This window comes from Streptomyces glaucescens (genome assembly GCF_000761215.1).
Lineage (GTDB): Bacteria > Actinomycetota > Actinomycetes > Streptomycetales > Streptomycetaceae > Streptomyces > Streptomyces glaucescens_B.
Map to the genome: position 1 here is coordinate 389,864 of NZ_CP009438.1, position 21,349 is coordinate 411,212.

21 protein-coding genes are annotated in these 21,349 nt (G+C 75.0%); 2 read left to right on the forward strand and 19 right to left on the reverse strand.

The annotated features are described in order from the left end of the window. Positions 1 to 73: 73 nt before the first annotated feature. Entirely contained in the window at positions 74 to 343 is a 270-nt protein-coding gene (locus SGLAU_RS01590) for a hypothetical protein (RefSeq protein ID WP_043497666.1), read from the forward strand. 33 nt (positions 344 to 376) lie between these two features. Here the strand turns inward: SGLAU_RS01590 and SGLAU_RS01595 are convergent, their stop codons facing one another. From SGLAU_RS01595 to SGLAU_RS01685, 19 genes are all read right to left on the reverse strand, one after another. After that, complete coding sequence (locus SGLAU_RS01595) at positions 377 to 2,740, reverse strand: prolyl oligopeptidase family serine peptidase (protein ID WP_078957549.1); 2,364 nt, start codon at positions 2,738 to 2,740, stop codon at positions 377 to 379. Next, the gene (locus SGLAU_RS01600) at positions 2,737 to 4,518 is read right to left on the reverse strand and encodes an N-acetylglutaminylglutamine amidotransferase (RefSeq protein WP_043497668.1); all 1,782 of its coding nucleotides are present in this window, start codon (positions 4,516 to 4,518) and stop codon (positions 2,737 to 2,739) included. Before SGLAU_RS01600 ends, SGLAU_RS01595 begins: the two co-directional genes overlap by 4 nt. A gap of 194 nt (positions 4,519 to 4,712) precedes the next feature. Next, positions 4,713 to 5,402: a hemerythrin domain-containing protein gene (locus tag SGLAU_RS01605; protein ID WP_043497670.1), complete on the reverse strand. Its 690-nt coding sequence runs from the start codon at positions 5,400 to 5,402 to the stop codon at positions 4,713 to 4,715. Beyond that, a complete protein-coding gene (locus SGLAU_RS35160; protein WP_159072751.1) occupies positions 5,399 to 5,563 on the reverse strand; it encodes a hypothetical protein in 165 nt (54 codons plus the stop codon). Before SGLAU_RS35160 ends, SGLAU_RS01605 begins: the two co-directional genes overlap by 4 nt. A 131-nt stretch (positions 5,564 to 5,694) precedes the next feature. Further along, positions 5,695 to 6,225, reverse strand: coding sequence for a hypothetical protein (locus SGLAU_RS01610; RefSeq protein ID WP_043497671.1), 531 nt, complete (start codon positions 6,223 to 6,225; stop codon positions 5,695 to 5,697). A gap of 31 nt (positions 6,226 to 6,256) precedes the next feature. Continuing rightward, entirely contained in the window at positions 6,257 to 6,934 is a 678-nt protein-coding gene (locus SGLAU_RS01615; protein ID WP_078957550.1) for a DUF998 domain-containing protein, read from the reverse strand. 100 nt (positions 6,935 to 7,034) lie between these two features. Next, a complete protein-coding gene (locus tag SGLAU_RS01620) occupies positions 7,035 to 9,779 on the reverse strand; it encodes a fumarate reductase/succinate dehydrogenase flavoprotein subunit (RefSeq protein WP_099052897.1) in 2,745 nt (914 codons plus the stop codon). 11 nt (positions 9,780 to 9,790) lie between these two features. Then, positions 9,791 to 10,558, reverse strand: coding sequence for an ABC transporter ATP-binding protein (locus SGLAU_RS01625; RefSeq protein WP_043497675.1), 768 nt, complete (start codon positions 10,556 to 10,558; stop codon positions 9,791 to 9,793). Continuing rightward, on the reverse strand, positions 10,542 to 11,489 hold the full coding sequence (locus tag SGLAU_RS01635; RefSeq protein WP_244315158.1) for an ABC transporter permease: 948 nt from the start codon (positions 11,487 to 11,489) through the stop codon (positions 10,542 to 10,544). Before SGLAU_RS01635 ends, SGLAU_RS01625 begins: the two co-directional genes overlap by 17 nt. Further along, positions 11,486 to 12,829: an ABC transporter substrate-binding protein gene (locus SGLAU_RS01640; protein ID WP_043497677.1), complete on the reverse strand. Its 1,344-nt coding sequence runs from the start codon at positions 12,827 to 12,829 to the stop codon at positions 11,486 to 11,488. Before SGLAU_RS01640 ends, SGLAU_RS01635 begins: the two co-directional genes overlap by 4 nt. A 15-nt stretch (positions 12,830 to 12,844) precedes the next feature. Beyond that, positions 12,845 to 13,072 (reverse strand): ferredoxin family protein, encoded by a 228-nt coding sequence (locus tag SGLAU_RS01645; protein ID WP_043497678.1) that lies wholly within the window; start codon positions 13,070 to 13,072, stop codon positions 12,845 to 12,847. A gap of 51 nt (positions 13,073 to 13,123) precedes the next feature. Further along, positions 13,124 to 13,909 (reverse strand): GntR family transcriptional regulator, encoded by a 786-nt coding sequence (locus tag SGLAU_RS01650; RefSeq protein WP_043497680.1) that lies wholly within the window; start codon positions 13,907 to 13,909, stop codon positions 13,124 to 13,126. Between the two features lie 199 nt (positions 13,910 to 14,108). Then, a complete protein-coding gene (locus SGLAU_RS01655; RefSeq protein ID WP_043506149.1) occupies positions 14,109 to 15,257 on the reverse strand; it encodes a glutamate--cysteine ligase in 1,149 nt (382 codons plus the stop codon). Positions 15,258 to 15,383: 126 nt separating this feature from the next. Beyond that, complete coding sequence (locus tag SGLAU_RS01660; RefSeq protein ID WP_043497681.1) at positions 15,384 to 15,752, reverse strand: amphi-Trp domain-containing protein; 369 nt, start codon at positions 15,750 to 15,752, stop codon at positions 15,384 to 15,386. A 277-nt stretch (positions 15,753 to 16,029) separates the two neighbouring features. After that, positions 16,030 to 16,434, reverse strand: coding sequence for a cupin domain-containing protein (locus SGLAU_RS01665; RefSeq protein ID WP_043497682.1), 405 nt, complete (start codon positions 16,432 to 16,434; stop codon positions 16,030 to 16,032). 96 nt (positions 16,435 to 16,530) lie between these two features. After that, the gene (locus tag SGLAU_RS01670; RefSeq protein ID WP_244315159.1) at positions 16,531 to 17,157 is read right to left on the reverse strand and encodes a universal stress protein; all 627 of its coding nucleotides are present in this window, start codon (positions 17,155 to 17,157) and stop codon (positions 16,531 to 16,533) included. A 121-nt stretch (positions 17,158 to 17,278) separates the two neighbouring features. Further along, positions 17,279 to 18,658: an APC family permease gene (locus SGLAU_RS01675; protein ID WP_052413565.1), complete on the reverse strand. Its 1,380-nt coding sequence runs from the start codon at positions 18,656 to 18,658 to the stop codon at positions 17,279 to 17,281. A 57-nt stretch (positions 18,659 to 18,715) separates the two neighbouring features. Then, complete coding sequence (locus tag SGLAU_RS01680) at positions 18,716 to 18,883, reverse strand: hypothetical protein (RefSeq protein ID WP_159072752.1); 168 nt, start codon at positions 18,881 to 18,883, stop codon at positions 18,716 to 18,718. A gap of 381 nt (positions 18,884 to 19,264) precedes the next feature. Further along, the gene (locus tag SGLAU_RS01685; protein ID WP_043497686.1) at positions 19,265 to 20,020 is read right to left on the reverse strand and encodes a TioE family transcriptional regulator; all 756 of its coding nucleotides are present in this window, start codon (positions 20,018 to 20,020) and stop codon (positions 19,265 to 19,267) included. Positions 20,021 to 20,079: 59 nt separating this feature from the next. Here SGLAU_RS01685 and SGLAU_RS01690 point away from each other — a divergent pair, with 59 nt between their 5' ends. Next, positions 20,080 to 21,291 carry an erythromycin esterase family protein gene (locus SGLAU_RS01690; protein WP_043497688.1) on the forward strand — a complete coding sequence of 404 codons (1,212 nt, stop codon included), beginning with the start codon at positions 20,080 to 20,082 and terminating at the stop codon, positions 21,289 to 21,291. The last annotated feature ends 58 nt before the right edge of the window (positions 21,292 to 21,349 follow it).

Below are 21,349 nucleotides of genomic sequence, written 5' to 3' on the forward strand. Positions count from 1 at the left end.
CAGGTGCCTCGGCGGGTGCCCGCCCACGACCAGGTGAACCGTTCACCGCAACCAGCCGACGGGGAGTGAACCCGTGCCGCAGCCGGACGACGAACTGCTCGCCTTCGACACCAGTGGCCTGGAGGACTGGGACGAGGGGCGTGCGCGCGCCGCCCTGGACGGCGGTCAGGGCGCCCTGTACCGCAACCATCTGCGGATCGCCCTCCGGCTGGACGCGTGGGCGGAGGCCGAGGGCCGGCGCACCGACGTGGACGCGCGGTACCGCGCCGGGTACACCCAGGCCCTGCGGGACATGGCCGCGTTCCTCAGGCAGACCTACTACCTCCCCGCGGACACGGAGTGAGACACGGCCTGCGCTGCCGCCCCGGTCGTCCGGTCAGCCGAGGAGGTGCCGCTGGAGCCAGTCCGCGGCGGCCCGGCGGAACAGCCGCCGGTTGTCGGCGCGCAGGAAGTCGTGGCCCTCGTTGCGCAGTGTGAGCAGCTCGGCGGCCTGTCCGCGTTCACGTGCCGCCCGCACGAACTGTTCGGACTCCTGCGGAGGGACGTTGGTGTCGTGTTCGCCGTGGACGGCGAGCACCGGGACGCGCAGCGCGTCGATCCGCGTCATGGGCGACAGCGCGCGCAGCAGCTCGGCGTCACGCTCGGGATGCCCGTACTTGTGCGCCGCCGACTGCGCGATCCACGGTTCGGTGCCCTCGAAGAACGTCGCGAAGTCGGACATGCCGCACACCGCGACCCCCGTGCGGAACAGTTCGGGGTGCCAGACGAGGGAGGCGAACGTGAGGTAGCCCCCGTACGAGCGGCCCATCACGGCGAGCCGCGCCGGATCGGCCGGACCGGCCAGGATCGCGTGTGCGGCGCAGTCGGCGACGTCGTCCAGCGCGGCGAACCGGCCGCTGCCCAGATCGGCGTCCACGAACGAGCGTCCATGGCCCGAGGAGCCGCGCACGTCGGGTGCGAAGATGTCGAGGCCACGACCGAGGATCTCGTGGTACAGCGGGTTGAAGACGGGGCGTTCCTGCTCCTCCGGGCCCCCGTGCAGATGGATCACGCAGGGGGCCGGTTCGCCGGGGCCGCGGCCCGGCGCGCGGTAGTACCAGCCGTTCAGCGGCAGCCCGTCCCGCGCGGTCAACCGCATCTGCACCGGTCGCACGGGCGGGCGGCCCGGCGGCACCGCGTCCTCGTCCCGGGAGGACCAGGGTGTGCGCACCGGTTCGACGCCTTCGGGCAGCCACCACAGGCCGGGCCGGCGCTGTGAGCCGGACAGGGCCAGCATCAGCCCCGCCGGGCCGGCCGGCACGACACGGGTGACCACCTCGTGCGGCAGGGGCACGGACCGGGACGGGCCGGTGTGGCCCGCGGCGGCCGTGGCCGGTGCGGGCGGCGGCGCGGTGACGACCTCCAGATCGCTCGCGCCCCGGACGTTCCAGGCCAGCACGGCCGTGCGGCCGTCGTGCCCGAAGGACAGCAGTTCCAGGTCGCTGCCCGCCCGTTCCGCCACGACCGACCAGCCGTGCGGACGGCCCTCGTCGTCCAGCCGGGCGGCGAGCAGGGCCGCGAACTCGCGGTCCGCGTCGCTGCGCAGCCACACGGTGTCCGCCCGGGGAGAGAACCGGCCGATCCACGGATCACCGTCGGCGACCGGCCACACGCAGGTCGTGGCGAGGTCGGCGGTGCGGACCAGCACCGCCTCGCGCCGTCCGCGCGGGCCGCGCCGCAGCAGGGCGAGGCCGCCGTCGGGGCTGAGGTCGCACACGCGCAGCGTCGCCGCGTCCTTCTCGGCGGCCAGCAGGACGGGGGCGGCCGCGCCGTCGGGGTCGATCAGGTAGGCCGACAGCCCGTCGCCGAATCCGGCGCTCGGCGTGAGCCGGCCGAGCCGTGCGGCCGGGGACTGCGGGGCCGCTCCCCCGTGCAGACCGGTGAGGAGCGCGGTGACCCGCGGGCGGGGCGCCGCGGTGCCGCCCTGCGGCGCCGTCCTGGGCCGTGTCGCGGTGAGGGGGCTGGGCCCGAGGAGCACGGCCTCGCCCTCGTGTCCGGACCAGCCGGCCGGCAGCCGGCCGCCGGACCCGCCGCTCTCGCCGGTCTCGGCCGGGATCTCGGGGACGGGGGCCGGCTGCAGGCCCGTCGGGACGGCCACGGTCACCGCGACGGCCGACCCGTCGTGCGCCCAGCAGCCCAGGTAGGCCGTGGTGCCGGGCTCGGCTCCGGCGAGGATGCGGCGGCCGGTCCCGTCGGGGCGTACGCACAGCACGCGTGAGTGCTCGCCGCCGCCGGGGGCCGTGGTGTACGCGATCCAGCGGCCGTCCGGTGACCAGGAGACCTCGCGCACCGGGTCCGGTCCGGCGTCCAGCAGCCGCACCTCGCCGCCGTCCACGGGTCCCGTCCAGAGCTGGGGCACTCCCCCGCGGTCGCAGATGAAGGCTACGCGGGTGCCGGCCGGGTCGGCCGACGGGTACCAGCAGCCGTGCGCGGTGAGCCGTGTCGTGGCGTCCCGCGGGCCGGAGGCGTCGGTGAGCGGAACGAGGGCGGGGGCGGCCTGGGCGAGGCCCCTGCCGCCGTCCGTGTCCGGCACCGTCGCGGCGGGCCGGCGCGGCGCCAGGAACGCCGCGCGCTCGCGCCGTCCGGGGTCCGCCGCGCCGGTGCCCGCCACGCCGTCCGTGCCGCTTGCGGTGTCCGTGCCGGTCACCCCGTCCGTGCCGGTCACGTCCTGCGTGCCGTCCGCGACGCGTGCGTCGGTCATATTCCGTGCGTCTGAAGCCATATCTCCAACAGGGCCACCTGCCACAGGGCGTTCGCCCCGCGCCGGGTGCGGTGCTCGTCGGGGGCCGCCAGGAGTTCGGCGAGGTACGAGTCCTGGTAGAGCCCGCGCCGCTTCGCCTCCGGGGCCTGGAGTGCCTCCCGGACCCGTTCCAGGACAGGTCCGGCCATGTGGGTGATGGCCGGGACCGGGAAGTACCCCTTCGGCCGGTCGACCACCTCGTGGGGCAGCAGTTTGCGGCCCGCGTCCTTCAGGACGCCCTTGCCGCCGTCGGCCAGTTTCAGCTCCGGCGGGCAGGCGGCCGCGAGCTCCACCAGTTCATGGTCCAGGAAGGGCACCCGGGCTTCCAGTCCCCAGTCCATGGTCATGTTGTCGACCCGCTTGACGGGATCGTCCACGAGCATGACGTGCGTGTCGAGCCGCAGTGCGGCGTCGAGCGCGGTCTCGGCCCCCGGCGCCGCCATGTGCTCCCGCACGAAACGGGTGGCGACGTCGTCCGGCGGGAGCATCTCCGGCCGCAGCACCCGGGAGAGGTCGGCGTGGGAGCGGTCGAAGTACGTCTCGGCGTACCTGTCGGCCGCCCCCTCGCGGGAGGGCTCGGCCAGCGCCGGGTACCAGTGGTAGCCGGCGAAGACCTCGTCGGCCCCCTGCCCGCTCTGGACGACCTTCACCTCCTTGGCCACCTGCTCGGACAGCAGGTGGAAGGCGACGACGTCATGACTGATCATCGGCTCGCTCATCGCCGCGATCGCTCCGTCGAGCGCCGTCGGCAGGCGGTCGGAGGGCACCATCAGCCGGTGGTGGTCGGTGGCGAACTCCTTGGCGATGAGGTCGGAGTACTCGAACTCGTCGCCCTCGGCGCCGCCCTCCGACTCGAAGCCCACGCTGAACGTGGCGAGATCCCGCTGTCCCTCGTCGGCCAGCAGCGCGACGATGAGGCTGGAGTCCAGGCCCCCGGAGAGCAGCACGCCCACGGGCACGTCGGAGACCATCCGGCGGCGTACGGCGGTGCGCAGCGCGTCGAGCACCGCGTCCCGCCACTCGGTCGGGCTCATGTCGGCGTACTCGGGGCGGCGGGTGTACGACGGCTGCCAGTAGCGGTGGTCCTGGTGGCTGCCGTCCGGCTCCACCACGCGTACGGTGGCCGGCGGCAGCTTGCGCACGCCGTTGAGCACGGTCCGGGGTGCCGCCACGGTCGCGTGCCAGCTGAGGTACTGGTGGACGGCGACCGGGTCGAGGGACGTGTCGACCTCCCCGCCCGCGAGCAGCGCCGGGAGCGAGGAGGCGAACCGCAGGCGTCCGGGGCCCTCGGCCAGGTAGAGCGGCTTGATGCCGAGCCGGTCGCGCCCCAGGACCAGCCGGCCGGTCCGGTGCTCGAAGATCGCGAACGCGAACATGCCGTAGAAGTGGTCGACGCAGGCGGTCCCCCACTGCCGGTACGCGTGCAGGACGACCTCGGTGTCGGAGGTCGACCGGAAGCGGTGGCCGAGGCGCCGCAGCTCCTCGCTCAGTTCACGGTAGTTGTAGATGCATCCGTTGAAGACACCGGTGACCTCGTCGTCGGCGTCCGTCATCGGCTGGGCCCCGAGGTCGGACAGGTCGATGATCTTCAGCCGGCGGTGGGCCAGGGCCACGGGGCCGCGCGACCAGATGCCCTCGCCGTCCGGGCCGCGGGCGGCGAGCCGGTCGCTCATGCGCTGCACGGCCGCGAGATCGGGCCGCTCACCGTCGAAGCGTATTTCTCCGCTGAGGCCGCACATCACGCACCACCTCCCCGGCGCGTGTCGGCGGTCCGCGCCCCTGGCGGGGGCGTGGAACTGCCGGTCGGAACCTGGGTCGGGCTGGTCGACATGTGCTGTTTCTCCTCACGGGAACTCACGGCTACGGACCGTGCCCTCCGAGTTCCCTGATGACCATCGAATAAGCATCCGTCGCTCTGGTGACACCCCCCGCGTCACAGGTGAGCGGCGGTTCGCCGCAGAAGCCTCCGGCCGAGGACGACGCCGCCGACGGCGATCAGCGCCACGACGAGCCGGCCCGCGCGGGGTGACGACGGGCCGCGCGCCGGTGCGAGGTCGCGCAGCCGGTCGAAGCCGCTGAGCGGCACACCGAGCACCGCGTTCCCGGGCGGACGGCGCGGCACGGCGGGGTGCGGGTGGGTCGGGGCGGTTCGGCGTACGGCCTCCCAGGCGGCACCGAGGCGCCGCAGCTGCCGGTCCCCCAGCGCGTCACGCAGCCGCGGCAGGAGCACGTCCTCCTCGTCGCGGATGTCCTCGCGGATGAGGACGAAGGCCTCCTCGATCCACGCGTCGCGCCGGGGATCGTCCGGGTCCGCCTTCTCGACCCGGGCCAGCAGGTCGTTGATGGCCTGGTGCTCCTCCTCGACCTGGGCGGTCAGCTCCTCCCCGGCCGGCGACACCCGGCGCAGCACCGGCCACAGCACGGTCTCCTCGGCGAAGGCGTGGCTGAAGACCAACTGGACGATGTCCTGCCACAGGCGCTCGCGACGCGGGTCGGCCGCGCCGGCCGCGAGCCAGTCGTCCATCAGCCGGTCGAGGGTGGCGTGGTCCCGGCGCTGCCGCAGCAGAATGCTGCCTTTCCCTCCCAGGTCGGCAGCACTCCGCTCGGCGATGGACTGGGTCACGGCGCCTCCTCCGGCGGCAGCGCCTCGCCCTCGGCGTCCTCGGGACGGGCCGTCGTCTCCTCGTCCCCGGTGCGGCTGGTGTCCTCCTCGGGGGGCACGTCGCGTTCGCCGGTGACCTGCTCCAGCGGGTGGCTCATGTCCTGGTCGTTCGGCTCGGACATCGTCGGCTCCTCACCTCGGTCGCTTGCAGCTCGCCGAGTACCCAGCCGGAGCCGGGCCATGAGCCGGCGCCCCGGGCGTCCCGGCCGGGCCGCGGGCGTGCGGCGTCCCGGCACCGTGCGGGACGGCCCGGTCAGGCGGCGGGCGCGGTCCAGGGGTTCGGCGTCAGGGCCGCCAGCCGTTTGATGTCACGCCGTACGACGTGGAGCGGGATCACTCCGAAGATCCCGAAGGACATGTCGATCAGCGTCCACCCGAAGGGAATGCCGCGCAGGGGGCCGCAGACCAGCGCCAGCGGGATGACGCCGGCGCAGGCGATCATGCCGAACTCGACGACCCAGATGTTGCGCACGGGGTCGCGGTAGGGGCCGAGGAAGGCGACCGCGATGACGAGGTGGGCGAAGGCCAGCCAGTCGGTGCCGTAGAGCACGAACGGGTAGCGGGCGTCCACGGTGTCGAGCCCGTCACGGACGTGCTCGATCCACCCCGTCAGCCCCGGCAGGTACTCGGACGCGGACAGCGCCCGCAGTGCCGCCTCGGTCCAGCGCAGCTCGTGCACCAGGGGGAACGCCGTGACTCCGCTCAGCACCAGGCAGACGACGAAGAGGACCAGCCAGGCACGTATGCGCCTCAACAGGGCGGCTCTGCCGCTCGTATCACTCATGCCGGCAGCGTACGCCTGGAATTGAACATGTTCAAAAGTGGGGTGGCGTGGAGCCGGCCCCCGACGGGCCCGCCGCCGGGCCGTCGCAGTGGTCCCGCGGCCGTCCGCGGCGGCCACGCGGCCGGTCCTGGTGGCGCAGGCAGGACGTGACGACCACGAACGGCCAGACGGACTGAAGGAACGTCACCAGCCGCTCGGCCACCCCGATGGCCCCGCCGTGCTGACGCGCCTCCACCAGGAACCAGACCGCGCCGGCGCCCATCAGCGCGGTCGCGAGGAGCGCGGGCCCGGGCCGCAGCCCCCAGGGGACCGCGGTCCCCCGGCGGCCGGCGGCCAGGAGGGGCCACAGCGCCAGCAGGGCGAAGCCGGCCGCCGCGAGGGAGCCGTGGCGCAGGGACCCGCCACTGCCGGGCACCGGGACCACCGCGACCGCCAGCGCCGCCACCCCGCCGCCGCCCAGCGCCAGCCGGCCGGCGCGGGCCGCCGGACGCAGCGCCCAGGCGGTGAGCAGATGGCAGACGCCCAGTGCGGCCAGCGCCCCGGTCATCACCCAGAACCCCGCCGCCCCGTAGGCGGCAAGGACGCTGATCGTCTGCGTCACCGGGTCGTAGGCGGGCCCCTCGGGCAGCGCCGCGACCGTCCATCCGGCGACCAGCACGAGCGGCGCACACCCTGACGGCACCAACGCCCATGTGGGAACAGGTCGCATCGGAACACCATAGATGCACCTGTTTCACCTGAATCCCGACCTCGGGTGACGCGGGCGCGTCGGGGAACTCCCCGGCCCCGGCGGCCGACGCGTGCGCCGGTCACAGCGCCCGTGCCGCGTACGCCCGGACGTCCGCGTCCGGGTCGCCGGTCGCGGCGGCCAGGGCCGTGCGGGCTTCCTCGGCGGCGCGGTGCCGGGTCAGCGCCAGGACCGCGGCCTTGCGGACGTCGGCGTTGGGATCGGCGACGGCCTTGGCGAGTGCCCGCACGGCCGGACCGGGTTCGGCGAGGGACAGGGCCGTGGCGGCGCCCGCCCGTACCTGCCAGGCCGGGTCGGCGAGGGCCCTCTCGGCGCGGCCGGCCAGGGGCGCCGGGCAGCCGACGGTGCCCAGCGCGGCGTAGGCCGCCGCACGTACCAGTGCGTCGGGATCGTCGACGAGGCCGGTGAGGGCCGCGTGCACCACGTCCGGCGCGGCGTCCACGGTGGCCAGGGCCTTGGCGAGGGTGACGCGCACCTCGCGGGAGGGGTCGGCGCCGGCCGCGCGGGCCAGTTCGGATACGGCGTCCACCGACACCAGCGCCCGCACGGCGGCGACCCGCACGGCGGTGTCCGGGTCCGACAGCGGAGCCGTGAACAGTGCGGTGTCCCCCAGGCGCAGGGCCCGCAGCACGTCCAGGGCGGCCGCGCGGACGACCGGATCGGCCTCGTCCAGGGCGGCGGCGAGGGCGTCGCGCAGTGCCGGTTCCCGGGGCAGGGTCTCCACCAGTTCCCGCAGGGAGGCCGCGGCGGCGGCGCGCACCCCGGGGTCGGGGTCGGTGAGCGCCGTCGCCAGTGCCGTCCCGGTGCCCGGCGGCACGGTCTCCGTCAGCACGGTGACGGCCGTGCGGCGCACGGCGGGGTCGGGGTCGGACAAGTAGCTCCCGAGCACGGCCGGTTCGGGTTCCGCCTCGGCGAGGGCGAGGAGTTCGAGCAGACGCGGTGAGGCCGCGGCCTCCCTCTGCGGCGCCGCGGGCGCCGCGGCGGCGCGGGCTCGGCCCGGATCCCGGCCCGGCGTCACCGGCGCGACCTCCCTGGCCCCCGCCGTCGCCACCTGCTCCGGGTGGACCTCGCCCAGGTGCCGGGAGGGACCGCCGGCCGGGCTGTAGCCGTCGACCGGAACGAGGTACGGGGCGACGGGACGGGTGGTGAACTCCATGGCGCCGGAGGCGGACTTGCGCAGGTCGAGGTGGTGGAACCAGGACGTGTCGTCGCGCCGCGGGTGGTCGAGCCGGTCGTGGTAGAGGCCCCAGCGGGACTCGGTGCGGGCGAGGGAGGCCCGGGCCGCCATCTCCGCGCAGTCCCGGATGAAGGAGACCTCCACGCAGCGCATCAGCTCGTGCGGGGTGCGCGCGCCCAGCGCGGCGATGTCGGTGCGCGTCCGCTCGAACGCCTCGAGCGCCAGTGACAGCCGGGCGCCGGACTTCGGCGGGGCCACGTAGTCGTTGACGAAGCGGCGCAGCTTGTACTCGACCTGCGGCTGCGGCAGACCGTCGGGCCGGCGCAGCGGCCGGTAGATCAGCTCGTGCGCCTCGCGGAGCTGGTCGGCGGGCAGCTCACCGTCGTAGGCCCGGTGGCGGGCGGCGTCCGCGCCCGCGAGGTCGCCGAAGACGAACGCGCCGATCATGTAGTTGTGCGGGACGCAGGCGAGGTCGCCGGCCGCGTACAGCCGGGGCACGGTGGTGCGGGCGTGGTCGTCCACGCGTACGCCGGAGGCGGAGTGGCCGCCGCACAGGCCGATCTCGGAGATGTGCATCTCCACGTCGTGGGTGCGGTAGTCGTGGCCGCGGCCCGCGTGGAAGGTGCCGCGGGTGGGCCGCTCGGTGGTGTGCAGGATGGATTCCAGGGCCGCGACCGACTCCTCGGGCAGGTGGCTCAGCTTCAGGTACACCGGTCCCCGGTCGCCTGCCACCTCCGTCGCGAACTCGGCCATCATCTGGCCGGACCAGTAGTCGGAGTCGACGAAGCGTTCCCCGTGCCGGTTGACCTGGTAGCCGCCGAACGGGTTGGCGACGTAGGCGCAGGCCGGGCCGTTGTAGTCCTTGATCAGCGGGTTGATCTGGAAGCATTCGATGCCGGTCAGCTCGGCGCCCGCGTGGTAGGCCATCGCGTAGCCGTCGCCGGCGTTGGTCGGGTTCTCGTAGGTGCCGTACAGATAGCCGGAGGCGGGCAGGCCGAGGCGGCCGCAGGCGCCGGTGGCGAGGATCACGGCACCGGCGCGGACGGTGACGAACGCGCCCGTACGGGTGTGGAATCCGGCCGCGCCCACCGCCCGCCCCCGTGCGGTGAGCACCCGCACCGGCATCACCCGGTTCTCGATGCGGATCCGCTCCCGCATCTCGCGCCGCCGCAACTGCCGGTAGAGCACCTTCTTGACGTCCTTGCCCTCCGGCATGGGCAGGACGTAGGAGCCGGAGCGGTGCACCTGGCGGACCGCGTACTCGCCGTGCTCGTCCTTCTCGAACTTCACGCCGTACGACTCCAGCCGCCGCACCATGGCGAAGCCGCGGGTCGCGGTCTGCCGGACGGTGGACTGGTCGACGATGCCGTCGTTGGCGCGGGTGATCTCGGCGACGTAGTCGTCGGGGTCGGCGCGGCCCGGGATGACCGCGTTGTTGACGCCGTCCATGCCCATGGCGAGCGCCCCGGAGTGCCGGACGTGCGCCTTCTCCAGGAGCAGCACGCGCGCGCCGTGCTCGGCGGCGGTCAGTGCCGCCATCGTGCCGGCCGTGCCGCCGCCGATGACGAGCACGTCGCAGGTGAGTTCTTCGGCGTCGGTGAGGGCGGGGATCGCCAGCAGAGGGTCCACCACAGGGCCTTTCAGGAAGCGAGGGACGAGAGGACTTCGCGCCGCAGCGCCGCGCGTGCCGGGTCGTCGTGGGCGGTACGGTCGCGGGGGCGCGGCACGTCGCGTACGTCGGTCAGCCGTCCGCCGCCGAGCAGGGCCACGCGGTCGCCGAGGAACAGCGCCTCGTCCACGTCGTGGGTGACGAAGACCACGGTCGCGCCGGTGCCGCGCAGCACGTCCACGAGCAGGTCCTGCATCCCGGCGCGGGTCTGGGCGTCGAGCGCGCCGAACGGTTCGTCCATGAGGACGGCGCGGGGCGCCGCGGCCAGGGCGCGGGCGAGCTGGGCGCGCTGCCGCTGGCCGCCCGAGACGCGGTGGGGCAACTGCCGGGCCTGGGCGCCGAGTCCGACCCGGGCGAGCCAGGCGTCGGCCCGGGTGCGGCGCTCGGCGCGCGGCACCGACTGGATGGCGAGCGGGAGTTCGACGTTGCCGCGCAGGGTGCGCCAGGGCAGCAGCGCGTCCTCCTGGAAGACGAGCGCGCGGTCGGCGGAGGGACCGGTGAGGGGCCGCGCGTCCTGGGTGACCTCGCCGGCGAGCGGGGCCAGCAGTCCGGCCAGGGTGCGCAGCAGCGTCGACTTGCCGCAGCCCGAGGCGCCGACGACGGCCAGGATCTCACCGGCGGCGACGTCGAGGTCCACCTGGTGCAGTGCGGGTGAGCCGGGGCGGCCGAGGGTGGCGTCGCGCAGGGCGAGCGCCGCTCCGGTGCGCGCCGCCGGACGGATGTCAGACGAGCTGGTCACGGGATGCGTCCTTTCCGGAGCCGGAGCCGGCGGCGGTTCCCGCGCCGGAGTCCGGGCCGGGTCCCGGACCGGTCCCGGAGGCGGGCGGTGCCGGTGCCCGCGGTGCGGAGGCGGGCGGTGCGGGGGCGGTGACCGCACGCGCCGCCCGGGGGGTGCGCGCGGCGGCACCGTAGGAGGTGCGCGGCAGCCAGCGGGTCAGCCGGCGGCCCAGCAGCTCCACGGCGGTGGAGGTGAGCCAGCCGAGGACCCCGATGGTGACCATGCCGACGAAGACGCCCGGGTAGTCGACGACCGTGTAGTCCTGCCAGGTGCGGTAACCGACCCCGTACTGACCGGAGATCATCTCCGCGGAGATCACACAGATCCACGAGACGCCGATGCCGACCGACAGGCCGCCGAACACCCCCGGCAGGGCGCCCGGCAGGACGACCGAGCCGAGGATCCGCCACCGGCCGCCGCCCATGGTGCGCACCGCCTCCTCCCACACCGGGGTCAGGGCGCGCACGGCGTGCCGCGTGGAGACGAGCACCGGGAAGAACGCGGCGGTGAAGGTGATGAAGACGATGCCCTGTTCGTTGGAGGGGAACAGCAGGATCGCCACGGGGACCAGCGCGATCGCCGGGATCGGGCGGACGATCTCCAGCAGCGGGCCGAGCAGGTCCTCGGCGAGCCGGGAGCGGGCCACGAGCACGCCCCCCGCCACACCCAGCACGGCGGCCAGCAGGAAGCCGCCGAGGATGCGGGTCAGGCTGTCGGTGAGGTCCGTCCAGTAGTCGGGGCCGGAGAGCCGGCCGGCGAGGGTCCGGGCCACGTCGGTGACCGTGGGGAACTGCGAGAAGCGCAGCCACACGTCGACGTCCAGGCCGGTCAGCAGCTGCCACAGGCCCAGTGCGGCCGTCACCGAGGCGGCGCGCAGCGCGTACCGGCTCACGCGGCACGCTCCAGGGCCTCGGCGTAGGTGACGGTGCGGGCCCCGGGGTGGGCGATGGTGTAGGCGCGCGCGGTGTCGGCGGCGACGAAGGGCAGCAGCTCCTCGCCGTCGGCCACCCACACCGCCCGGTCGGCGAACCAGAGGGTCTTGGTGGTGGCGTCGGGGACGTAGGCGGCGCGGACCGTGTCCGGGTGCCGGGCGACGTGTTCCAGCAGGCCGGCGGGCGTCGCGAAGGTCCGTGTGGCGGTCTCGCCCTCGGCCCACACCTCGCTCCTCGGGGCCGGGGGCGCGGCGGTGAGGCGCCGGGCGTAGCCGGTGCCGAGTGCCTTGCGCAGGGGGCGGTCGTCGACGAAGGCGTCCACGTCCACGTCGCCGGTCAGCTTGGCGGACTTCAGGACCGCCACGTCCTCCTTCAGCGCGGCGACCAGTTCCGGCCGCACGGCCGGGTCGAAGGTGGCGATGCCGTGGGCGCCGTTGTACAGGTAGACCACCTCGGCGGGCAGCCCCGTGGCCTTCGCGACCTTCTCGGCGGCGGCCACCGGATGGTCGCCGAGATAGTCGGTGGCCTGCGTCTGGGCCTTCAGGAACGCCTCCAGCACGGCGGGACGCCGTTCCGCGAAGTCGTCACGGACGGTGACGCCGTGGAAGGTGGGCAGGTTCAGCCGGGCGCCGTCGTACAGGGCCTTCGCCTTGCCCTGGTGGACGAGCAGACCCGGCCAGGCCACGAACTGCGACAGCGCGTCCGCGCTTCCCGCGGCGAGGGCGGAGGCGCCCACCGCGGGCTGCTGGTTGAGCTTCTCGATGTCCTCGTCGGGGTCGAGTCCGGCGCGTTGCAGCGCGCGGACCAGGGTGCCGTCGGCGGCCGAGCCGACGCTCGTCGAGACCTTCCTGTCCTTGAGGTCCGTCAGGGACCGCAGGGGTGAGTCCGGTGCGGTGACCACGGTGTTGAGTCCGCCGCGCAGGTTGTAGCCGGTGACGGAGACCAGCCGGGTGGGGCGGTCGAGCTGCCGGCCGCGGGCGGCGTTGAGGAGCAGCGGGAAGTCGCCCATCGAACCGATGTCGATCTTCCCCGCGGTCATCTGCGCGGTGATCGGCGCCCCTGTGGCGTAGTCCTGCCAGACGACCTTGTAGGTGACACCGTCGCCGAGCGCGTCCAGCTGCTTCTCGAAGTAGCCGAGGGAGCGCAGCAGGGTGCCGGCGGTGACGGTGTTGATGGTCTTGGACTGGTAGCCGACGGTGACGGTGACCGTGGAGCCGTCACCGGCCCCGGCGTCGCCGCCGCAGGCGCTGAGGGGGACGAGGAGGGCCAGGGCGGAGACGGCGACTGCGGTGCGTTTCATGCTGGTTCGGGCCTTTCACCGGAGCAGGTAGGGCATGTTGACCGTGACGGCTCCGGTGGGACAGCGGGCCGCGCACGGGCCGCAGTACCAGCACTCGTCGACGTGCATGTACGCCTTGCCGTTGCGCTCGTCGATGGCGAGGGAGTCCAGCGGGCACATGTCGACACAGAGCGTGCAGCCGTCGATGCACTTCGACTCGTCGATGGTCACGGGCACGTCGGCCCGCTGGGGCACCAAGGGCATGGCTGTCTCCAGGGAGGGGGAAGGGGTGTGGCTGGGGACGGGAGGACGGGGTCACAGGTCGCGGCGCAGCAGCCCGCTCATGGTGATGCGGTCGCCGCGGAAGCGGATGAACTCCAGGTCGACGGGGCGGCCGTCGGCCAGGTGGGTGAGGCGTTCCAGCATCAGTACGGCCGCACCGCGCGGCGCCTGGAGCACGGCGGCGGAGTGGGCGTCCGCGTTGACCGCCTCCAGGGTGATCTCGGCGTGCCCCAGGGGCTGGCCGGTGAGGTCCTCCAGGAGGCGGAAGACATCCGTGTTCTCCAGGTCGCAGCCGAGCAGAGCGGAGCCGACGTCCAGCGGGAGGTAGGTGAGGTCGAGGGACAGGGGCAGGCCGTTCAGCCGGCGCAGCCGTTCGATGTACAGGACGTCGCTGCCGGGCGGGACGTGCAGCCGTTCGGCGACCGGGGCGGGGGCGGGTGCCGGTCCCACCGTGCGCACCTCGTTGGTGACGCGTCCGTGTTCGCGCAGGGTCTCGGCGAGCCCCATGAGGCGGTCCAGACCGTGCGGGTACTTCTCCGCGACGACCACGGTGCCCACCCCGGGCAGGCGCTCCACCAGTCCTTCCGCGCGCAGCAGGTCGAGGGCCTGGCGGACGGTGTTGCGGGACGCCCGGTAGTCGGTGGCGAGCGCCGACTCGTGCGGGAGGGCGCCGGCCGGGAAGCCGCCGGTGAGGAGCTGGCGGCGCAGGACGTCGGCGAGCTGGCGGGCCTGGTCCGCGCGCAGCCGGCGCCGCGTACGGTGAGCGGCGACGGTGGGCGCGCCCTGGCCGCCGTGGTCACGGATGCGGTCGGTGGGCATGGCTGGACCCTAGCGGCGGGTTCGCGCGTGTGGTGTTGCCGCAGTGTTGCGCCACTTGACGCCACCACAGCAACCGCGTCGGCCTGCGGTTTCACCGGCCGGGACGGGAAGATCCGCCAGTAGGGCCGCCGGTTGCGGCGGGGCGGGCGGCGGCGGGCGTCCCGGTCGGTCGTCCGGCGCGTCGAGCGGGCCGTGCGGGTCACCCCGCGGCGGGCGGGCCGGGGACGGCGTCCGTGTCGGTGGCGGTCCGGATGAGGTGGTCGACGACGTCGGGAAGGTGGTGCCGCCGGCGGTAGGCGGCCCGTTGCCGCTGGGCGCCGTTGCCCTGCGCGCGCAGGCGTGCCGCCGCGGTGTCCAGGAGTGCTGCCTCCTCGGCGCTCAGAGCGGCCGGCACCGCCTTCCAGAGGCGTGCGACGTGGGCGCGTGCGGAGTGCAGCCGCCCGGTGTGCGGGTCGACCGTGTCGCCGCCGAGGCCGTCACGGGCGGCGCGCCAGCAGGCGGCCCGCAGCATCTCCGGCCGGGGGCGGGGGGCGGGCCGCGCCCGGCGGACGGCGGCGAGCGCGGTGGTGGCCAGCGCTTTGACGCAGCCGGCGAGCAGCACGGTGTCGTCGACGGTGGGCGCGGCGTCGGCGATCCGGACCTCCAGGGTGGGCACGTGGTGGGAGGGGCGGATGTCCCAGTAGAGACCTCCGCGGTCGATGAGGGCCCCGGCGCGGGTGAGGCCGTCGACCAGGTCCCGGAAGTGCGCGTGGGACTCGAAGTAGGGGGGCGGTCCGGCCACGGGCCACCGGCTCCAGTTGACGGTGCGCCAGCTCGCGTATCCGGTGTCCTGGGCGTTCCAGTAGGGCGAGTTGGCGGTCAGGGCGATCAGCGCGGGCAGCCAGGGGCGGAGGTGGTTGCTCAGGAGCACGGCCGTGGTCTCGTCGGGGACGCCGACGTGGACGTGGCAGGCGCAGGCGCTCTGCTCGTCGTCCAGGGCCCGGAACGTGGCGACGCTGCGCGCGTAGCGCGGGCCCGGGGTGATGGGCGTGGGCACGTGCTGGCCGAGCACGGGGGTGCCGCTGGAGATGATGCGCAGTCCGAGCCCGGCCGCGGCGTGCGCGACGGCGGCGCGCGTCTCCCGGAGCTGGCCGGCCAGGTCGGTGAGGCTGGTGTGGGGGTCGGTGCGCACCTCGATCTGGTAGCGGGTGATCTCGGTGGTGACCCGGTCGCCGAGTGCCGCGGCCGCGGAGGCGACGACCTTGTCCGCTTCCGTGCTCACCTGCCGGGAGACCGGGTCCACCAGCAGGTACTCTTCCTCGACTCCGATGGTGACGGGCCCCGTTCCGCCTTCTCCGGTCCTCAGCATGGGCATCAGCCTGACACCCGTGGTGAGGAGCCGGAAGTACGTATTGCGCACGCGTCGCCCGGGCCGCGTCTCCTGCCGGGCACACCTGGGGTTGTCACGAGGCGGACAGGGGTTCGACGACGGGCCCTAGGCGCGCTTCGCGGTGGAACGCCTGGTCCTGGCGGCCGTCGCGGTCTTCCGGGTCCGCGCGGGCCTGGCGGCCGGTTCGGCAGCCGCGGACTTCGGCTCCTTCTGGGCACCGGCTCCGGAGGCCGCGGCGCCCGGAGCCCGTCCGGCCGGCCACGTCAGCTCGACCTCCAGCTGGACCTCGCCGCCGCCGACCTCGAGTTCCACCTCGCTGCTCAGTTCGTCGATGATCCGCAGGCTCAGCACTCCGGAGCCCAGCTCCAGCTCGGCCTCGCCGCCCTCCCTGAGCGCCTGGGCGAGGGCCGCGAGCTGGTCGGCGGCTTCGGTGCGGGACAGCGAGCGCGTGTGCTCGAATCTCACGTCCTTCACGGCTGCCTCCGTACCGCGGCGGGGAGCAGAACAAGCCCCCACCATTCTCACGCTGCCCCGGGGACGCGGCATCTCGCTCGGCGCCGGCGGCCCGGGGCGGCGCCCGGACGTCGGGCCCGTTGCGGCGCCCGGAGGTGCCGCCCGGCGCGACGCGCGGACGGACGGCCCGGTGCGGTGCCCGGACGGACGGCCCGATGTGGCGCGCGGCCAGATGGCCGGGTGCGGTGCCCGGACGGTTGGCCGGTGCGGCGCCCGGACGGGTGGCCGGGAGCCCGGGTCAGACGGGCGGCCGGGTCTTGATCTGCAGGGCGGCCCGGCGGCGGTGGACGGTCACGTACGACAGCCCCTCCGGGCCGGCGGTCAGGCTCCGGGGAGCGCCCCTCGGAAGCCACACCAGGATGCCCGCGGTGAGCGGCCGCGGCGGCTCGGTGCCGAGTGTGCCGCTGCCCGCGACCACGAGGACGAGGACGTCGAGCTCCGGCTCCACGTGGGGCGTGATACGGCCGTCGGGCGGGATGTGGATGAGGTTGGCGTCGAGTTGCCGCCCCGGCTCGGCCAGCCGCCACAGCGCGCCGCCCGCGGCGGCGGGGTCCGCCGAGAGCGCGGCCACGTCGCACAGCACGCGCGCCTCCTCGGTGCCGTCCCGTTCGCGGTCGCCCGCCCCGGCGCCTGCGTCACCCATGCCCCACCACCGTCCGAAACCTGTCACCGCGCACCGCCGGGGCGTCCCGCTCCGGCCGGCCATGACCACTTCACCAGGAGAGGAATCCTACGGCGGTCACGGCGGCGGCCCGTCACGCCGGCCGGTCCTCCCGGGCGTGACCGCGGCCGGCGCGGCGGCGCGCACGGTGTCGAGCTCACGCTGGAGAAGCCCGGTGTCCAGCGGCAGGCCCCAGGCGTTCCGGCGGCGCGCCGCCGCCAGCGCCGGCTGGAGCGGGGAGGGCGGCACGGCGAGGACGGGGCAGCGGGCCCGGGCGAGGCAGTAGCGGCTGACGGACGGCCACAGCGCGCGCCGCAGCCGGCCCCGCCCTCCGGCGCCGACCACGAGGACGTCGTCGTCCCGGTCCGCGATCCGCACCAGCGCCGGGCCCGGCGCCCCGCGGGCGAGCAGCGTCCGCCCGGGCAGTCCGGGGTCCGGGCTGCCGAACACGTCGGACAGGGCCGTGCGCAGCCGCTCCCGGGCCAGCCGCTCCCAGTCCTCCGCCAGGACGGCGGCGGCCGTCGTCCGGCGGGCGGACAGTTCCCCGCCGGGGGGTTCCCAGACCAGCACCGGCCACAGCTCCGCCCGGCGCCGCCGGGCCTCCGCGGCCGCCCGGGCCAGGGCCGTGCGGCTTCCCAGCGAGCCGCTCACTCCCACCACCACCCGGGGTCCCGCTGGCGGACGGGGCTCGAACCGGGCGCTCACCGCTGCGTGTACGCGACCGGCCGGTCCCGGTCGGCGATCCCTCTCCACACCGCCTCCGCTCGTGTGTGCTCCGAAAGCCTGCGGATACCCCGGCCGCCGGTCCTGGCACCTGCCGGACGCCTCAGTGTTCCGCGGGGGCGATCCCGTCGCCGGTCGCGTTCCCGGCGGGCTCGTCGCGGCGCCTGTCCCGCCGTGCCGCCGCCACCGCGCCGAGCAGCGCGCCGGTCGCGAGGACGGCCAGACCGCGCAGCCACACCCGGCCCTCGATCTGGGTGGCGAGCAGCACGCAGGAGGCGGCGCCCAGCACCGGCAGCACGGTCGGCGCCCGGAAGTGCGGTGCCGTGCCGTGGTCGCGGCGCAGCACCAGCACCGCGATGTTGACCATGAAGAACACCACGAGGAGCAGCAGGACCAGCGTGGACGCCAGGACGGCGACGCTGCCGGTCAGCGCGAGGATCATGGCCGGCACGGTGGTCGCGGCGATGGCGGCCCAGGGCGTACGGCGCCCGGGCAGCACCTTGGCCAGGGACGCGGGGAGCAGGCCGTCGCGGGCCATGCCGTAGGCGAGCCGGGAGGACATGATCCCGGTGAGCAGCGCGCCGTTGGCGACGGCGACGAGCGCGATGGCGCTGAACAGGAGCAGGGGCACTCCGCCCGCCTCCTCGACGACCTCGAGGAGCGGGCCGCTGGAGGCGGCGAGCCGGTCCGTCGGCACGGCCGCCGAGGCGGCGATCCCCACCAGCACGTAGACGGCCCCGGCGGTGGCCAGGGCGCCGAAGAGCGCGCGGGGGTAGGAACGGCGCGGGTCCCGGGTCTCCTCGGCGACGTTCACGGACGTCTCGAATCCGACGAACGAGTAGTACGCGAGCACGGAGCCGCTGAGGACGGCGGCGGCCGCCCCCTTGTCCGCGGTGCCGAGCTGGGTGAGCCGCCCCGGGTCGCCGTCGCCCCGTATGAGCAGCCAGGCGCCGAGGGCGACGACGATCAGCAGTCCGCCGACCTCGACGACGGTGGCGACGACGTTCGCGCGCATCGACTCCCGGATGCCCCGTGCGTTGAGGAGTGCCAGCAGGGCGAGGAACGCGACGGCGACCAGGCCGACGGGCAGGGTCACGAACGCCGACAGGTAGTCGCCGCCGAAGCCGCGGGCCAGGGCGGCGACCGAGACGATGCCCGCGGCGAGCATGCAGAAGCCCGCGAGGAAACCGGCGAACGGGCCGAACGCCCGCGTGGCGTAGTGGGCGGCTCCGCCGGCCCGCCGGTACTTCGTGGCCAGCTCGGCGTAGGAGGCCGCGGTCAGCAGGGCCAGCAGCAGGGCGACGGCCAGCGGCACCCACACGGCTCCGCCGGCGTCGGCGGCGACCTGGCCGACCAGGACGTACACCCCGGCGCCCAGGACGTCCCCGAGGATGAAGAAGTACAGCAGGGGGGTGGTCAGGGCCTTCTTGAGCGCCGGGCCGCCCTGGGCGGCCGCCGGCTTCTGCTCTCTCACGGTCGACATGTCGACTCGTCTCCCCCGTGACGCGGGAGTCACGCCTGAACCCCGGCGGGCAGCTGGCTACCGGTCCTCCGCGGGGGCGTCCGTGTCCTCCTGCGCCGCCTCCCCGTCCGCCGGTTCCCCGCCCCGGCGCTCCGCATCCCGCAGCGGCGGCTTTCTCCCGGGCCGCGCCTGCTGCTTCTCCAGGTTCTCCCGCACGTCCTCCGGCTTGTCACCGATCTGCTCCACGGCGTGCCTCCGGTCACTCGGGCCGCGGCCCGCGCGCACGGGGCGGGCCGTCCTTCAGGCACAGACTGACACGGGGCCCGGCCGACGGCTCGTCGAGCGCGTCGGCCGGGCCCGCGGCGGCACCGTCACGGGAGCGGGCCGTCCGGGGCGCCGGGCGTGCCGGACAGGCCGTCGCGCACCAGGGTCAGCAGCTCCTGATCGGTGAGACCGAGCTGACGCGCGTCGGCGACGAGACGGTGCACGGACTCGTTCAGGCGCGCCCGGTACAGATGCGCAGGGAGGCCGGCGAGGCGGGCGCGAGGAGGAGCGGGCGACCGGGGTTCTCTTCGGTGGCCGCCGGCCACCCGCGGGACGTCCTCGCGTACGCCGCGCCGGCTGCCCTCATCCGCGCTCGCGGAGGTACGCCTCCAGTTCCGCGGCCCCGGAGAGCATCGCCCGGCCGCGGGCGGACAGCCGGCCGTGCCAGTCGCGCAGTGCGGCCTCCAGCGGCTCGAGGCCGCCGGCCGCGCGTACCTGGGCGATCAGCGGGGCGATCTGCTCCAGCAGGTGGCCGCCCCGCCTGAGCTGGTGGGCCAGCCGGGCATCGCGTACGTCGGCCTCGTCGTAGACGCGGTATCCGGTGCGGGGGTCGCGGCGCGGGCGCACGAGCCCGGCGCGCTCCCACTTGCGCAGGGTCGCGGGCCGGACGCCCAGCCCGCGTGCCAGCGGGCCGATGAACGTGCCGTCGGGTCCGGCCCCGGACAGGGCGACCGGCTCGGACGCCGCCTCCCGCCCGGCCGCCGCGGTGGACTCCAGATCGCCGAGGGCCCTCTCCACGGCCTGGAGGGTCCGCCGGTCGTCGAGGAGCTGGGCGTGACTCTCGTCGATGAGGCGGAACGCCTCGTCCACCGCGTCCTGGTGCACGGCGCGCATGATCGCCGTGGCGGTCCGGTGGCCGTGGCCGGGCAGCAGGGCGAGGAACGCGCGCAGCGCCGCCGCGTGCAGGGGCGTGTAGGCGCGGTAGCCGTGCGGTGTGCGCGCGGCGGCCGGAAGGATGCCCGCCTCCTCGTAGTTCCTGACCGCCTGCGTGGACAGACCGTGCGCACGTGCCAGGTCGACCGGCCTCAGCCGCTCCCCGTTTTGAAGGTTTCGCGCCATGGACCCGACGGTACCGGCCCGAAGTCTCAACCGAAGGTTCAACGATAGCGTTGAGGAGCATGACGACTGACATCAAGGACACCGCCCGGGCCGTCGACGCCGCCTCCCTCATGGGGCTGCTGTCCACCCGGCCTCGGCTGCTCGCCCTGGGCGAGCCGACGCACGGTGAGGACACCCTGCTCGAGCTGCGCAACGAGCTGTTCCGGCAGCTGGTCGAGCGGGAGGGCTACCGGACGATCGCGATCGAGAGCGACTGCCTGATGGGCCTGGTCCTGGACGACTACGTCACCACGGGCACGGGCACCCTCGACGAGGCGGTGCAGCACGGGATCAGCCACGGGTGGGACGCCTACCCGGCCAACCGCGAACTGGTGCGCTGGATGCGCGCGTACAACGACGGCCGCCCCCCGGCCGAACGGGTCCGCTTCGCCGGTTTCGACGGCCCGCTGGAGATCACCGCCGCCGCGAGCCCGCGGCAGGCCCTCCTCGCGCTGCACGGCTACCTGTCGGCCCGGGTGGACGCGGACCTGCTGCCCTGCACCGCGGAAACGCTCGGCCGGCTGCTCGGGCCGGACGCCCGGTGGACCGATCCCGCCGCGATGAGGGACCCGGCCCGGTCGGTGGGGCGGTCCGCCGAGGCACGGGAGCTGCGGCTGCTCGCGGACGATCTGGTCGCGCTGCTCGACCAGGAGCGGCCGCACCTGGTGTCGGTCTCCGCACCGGACGACTGGGACCGCGCGCGCCTGTACGGCCGTACCGCGACCGGTCTGCTCCGCTACCACCACTGGATGGCCGACGCCTCACCGGCCCGCATCACCCGGCTGGTCAGCGTGCGCGACGAGATGATGGCCCGCAACCTCCTCGCCCTCGCGGCCCGCGGCCCGGTGCTCGTCCACGCCCACAACTCCCACCTGCAGCGGGCGAGGAGCACGATACGGATGGACGGGAAGCCCGTGCAGTGGTGGGGCGCCGGTGCGCTGGTGAGCGCCGAACTCGGCGACGAGTACGCCTTCGTGGCCACCGCGCTCGGCACGATCCGGCACCGGGGCGTGGACACGCCGCCGCCGGACACCCTCGAAGGCCTCCTGTACGCCCTCCCGGAGGACCGCTGCGTCATCGACGCCCCTCGGCTGGCCGCCCGCTTCGGGGACGCCCGGCCCGCGCCCCGCGTCTCCCCCTGGTTCGGCTACGCCCCGCTCGACCCGGCCCGGCTTGCGGACGTCGACGGCATGGTGTTCGTCAGGGACCTGCCGCCGGGCGGGGCCGTGTGACGGCGGCCGTGTCCCGCCCGGGAGCGGTACACGGGTCTCCCCGCGTCCCGCTCCCGGG

Excerpts from the sequence above, each read along its gene's own strand:
- SGLAU_RS01595 (WP_078957549.1), bottom strand. The coding sequence starts at position 2,740 with ATGACCGACGCACGCGTCGCGGACGGCACGCAGGACGTGACCGGCACG.
- SGLAU_RS01600 (WP_043497668.1), bottom strand. The coding sequence starts at position 4,518 with ATGTGCGGCCTCAGCGGAGAAATACGCTTCGACGGTGAGCGGCCCGAT.
- SGLAU_RS35160 (WP_159072751.1), bottom strand. The coding sequence starts at position 5,563 with ATGTCCGAGCCGAACGACCAGGACATGAGCCACCCGCTGGAGCAGGTC.
- SGLAU_RS01610 (WP_043497671.1), bottom strand. The coding sequence starts at position 6,225 with ATGAGTGATACGAGCGGCAGAGCCGCCCTGTTGAGGCGCATACGTGCC.
- SGLAU_RS01615 (WP_078957550.1), bottom strand. The coding sequence starts at position 6,934 with ATGCGACCTGTTCCCACATGGGCGTTGGTGCCGTCAGGGTGTGCGCCG.
- SGLAU_RS01640 (WP_043497677.1), bottom strand. The coding sequence starts at position 12,829 with ATGAAACGCACCGCAGTCGCCGTCTCCGCCCTGGCCCTCCTCGTCCCC.
- SGLAU_RS01645 (WP_043497678.1), bottom strand. The coding sequence starts at position 13,072 with ATGCCCTTGGTGCCCCAGCGGGCCGACGTGCCCGTGACCATCGACGAG.
- SGLAU_RS01650 (WP_043497680.1), bottom strand. The coding sequence starts at position 13,909 with ATGCCCACCGACCGCATCCGTGACCACGGCGGCCAGGGCGCGCCCACC.
- SGLAU_RS01655 (WP_043506149.1), bottom strand. The coding sequence starts at position 15,257 with ATGCTGAGGACCGGAGAAGGCGGAACGGGGCCCGTCACCATCGGAGTC.
- SGLAU_RS01665 (WP_043497682.1), bottom strand. The coding sequence starts at position 16,434 with ATGGGTGACGCAGGCGCCGGGGCGGGCGACCGCGAACGGGACGGCACC.
- SGLAU_RS01675 (WP_052413565.1), bottom strand. The coding sequence starts at position 18,658 with ATGTCGACCGTGAGAGAGCAGAAGCCGGCGGCCGCCCAGGGCGGCCCG.
- SGLAU_RS01685 (WP_043497686.1), bottom strand. The coding sequence starts at position 20,020 with ATGGCGCGAAACCTTCAAAACGGGGAGCGGCTGAGGCCGGTCGACCTG.
- SGLAU_RS01690 (WP_043497688.1), top strand. The coding sequence starts at position 20,080 with ATGACGACTGACATCAAGGACACCGCCCGGGCCGTCGACGCCGCCTCC.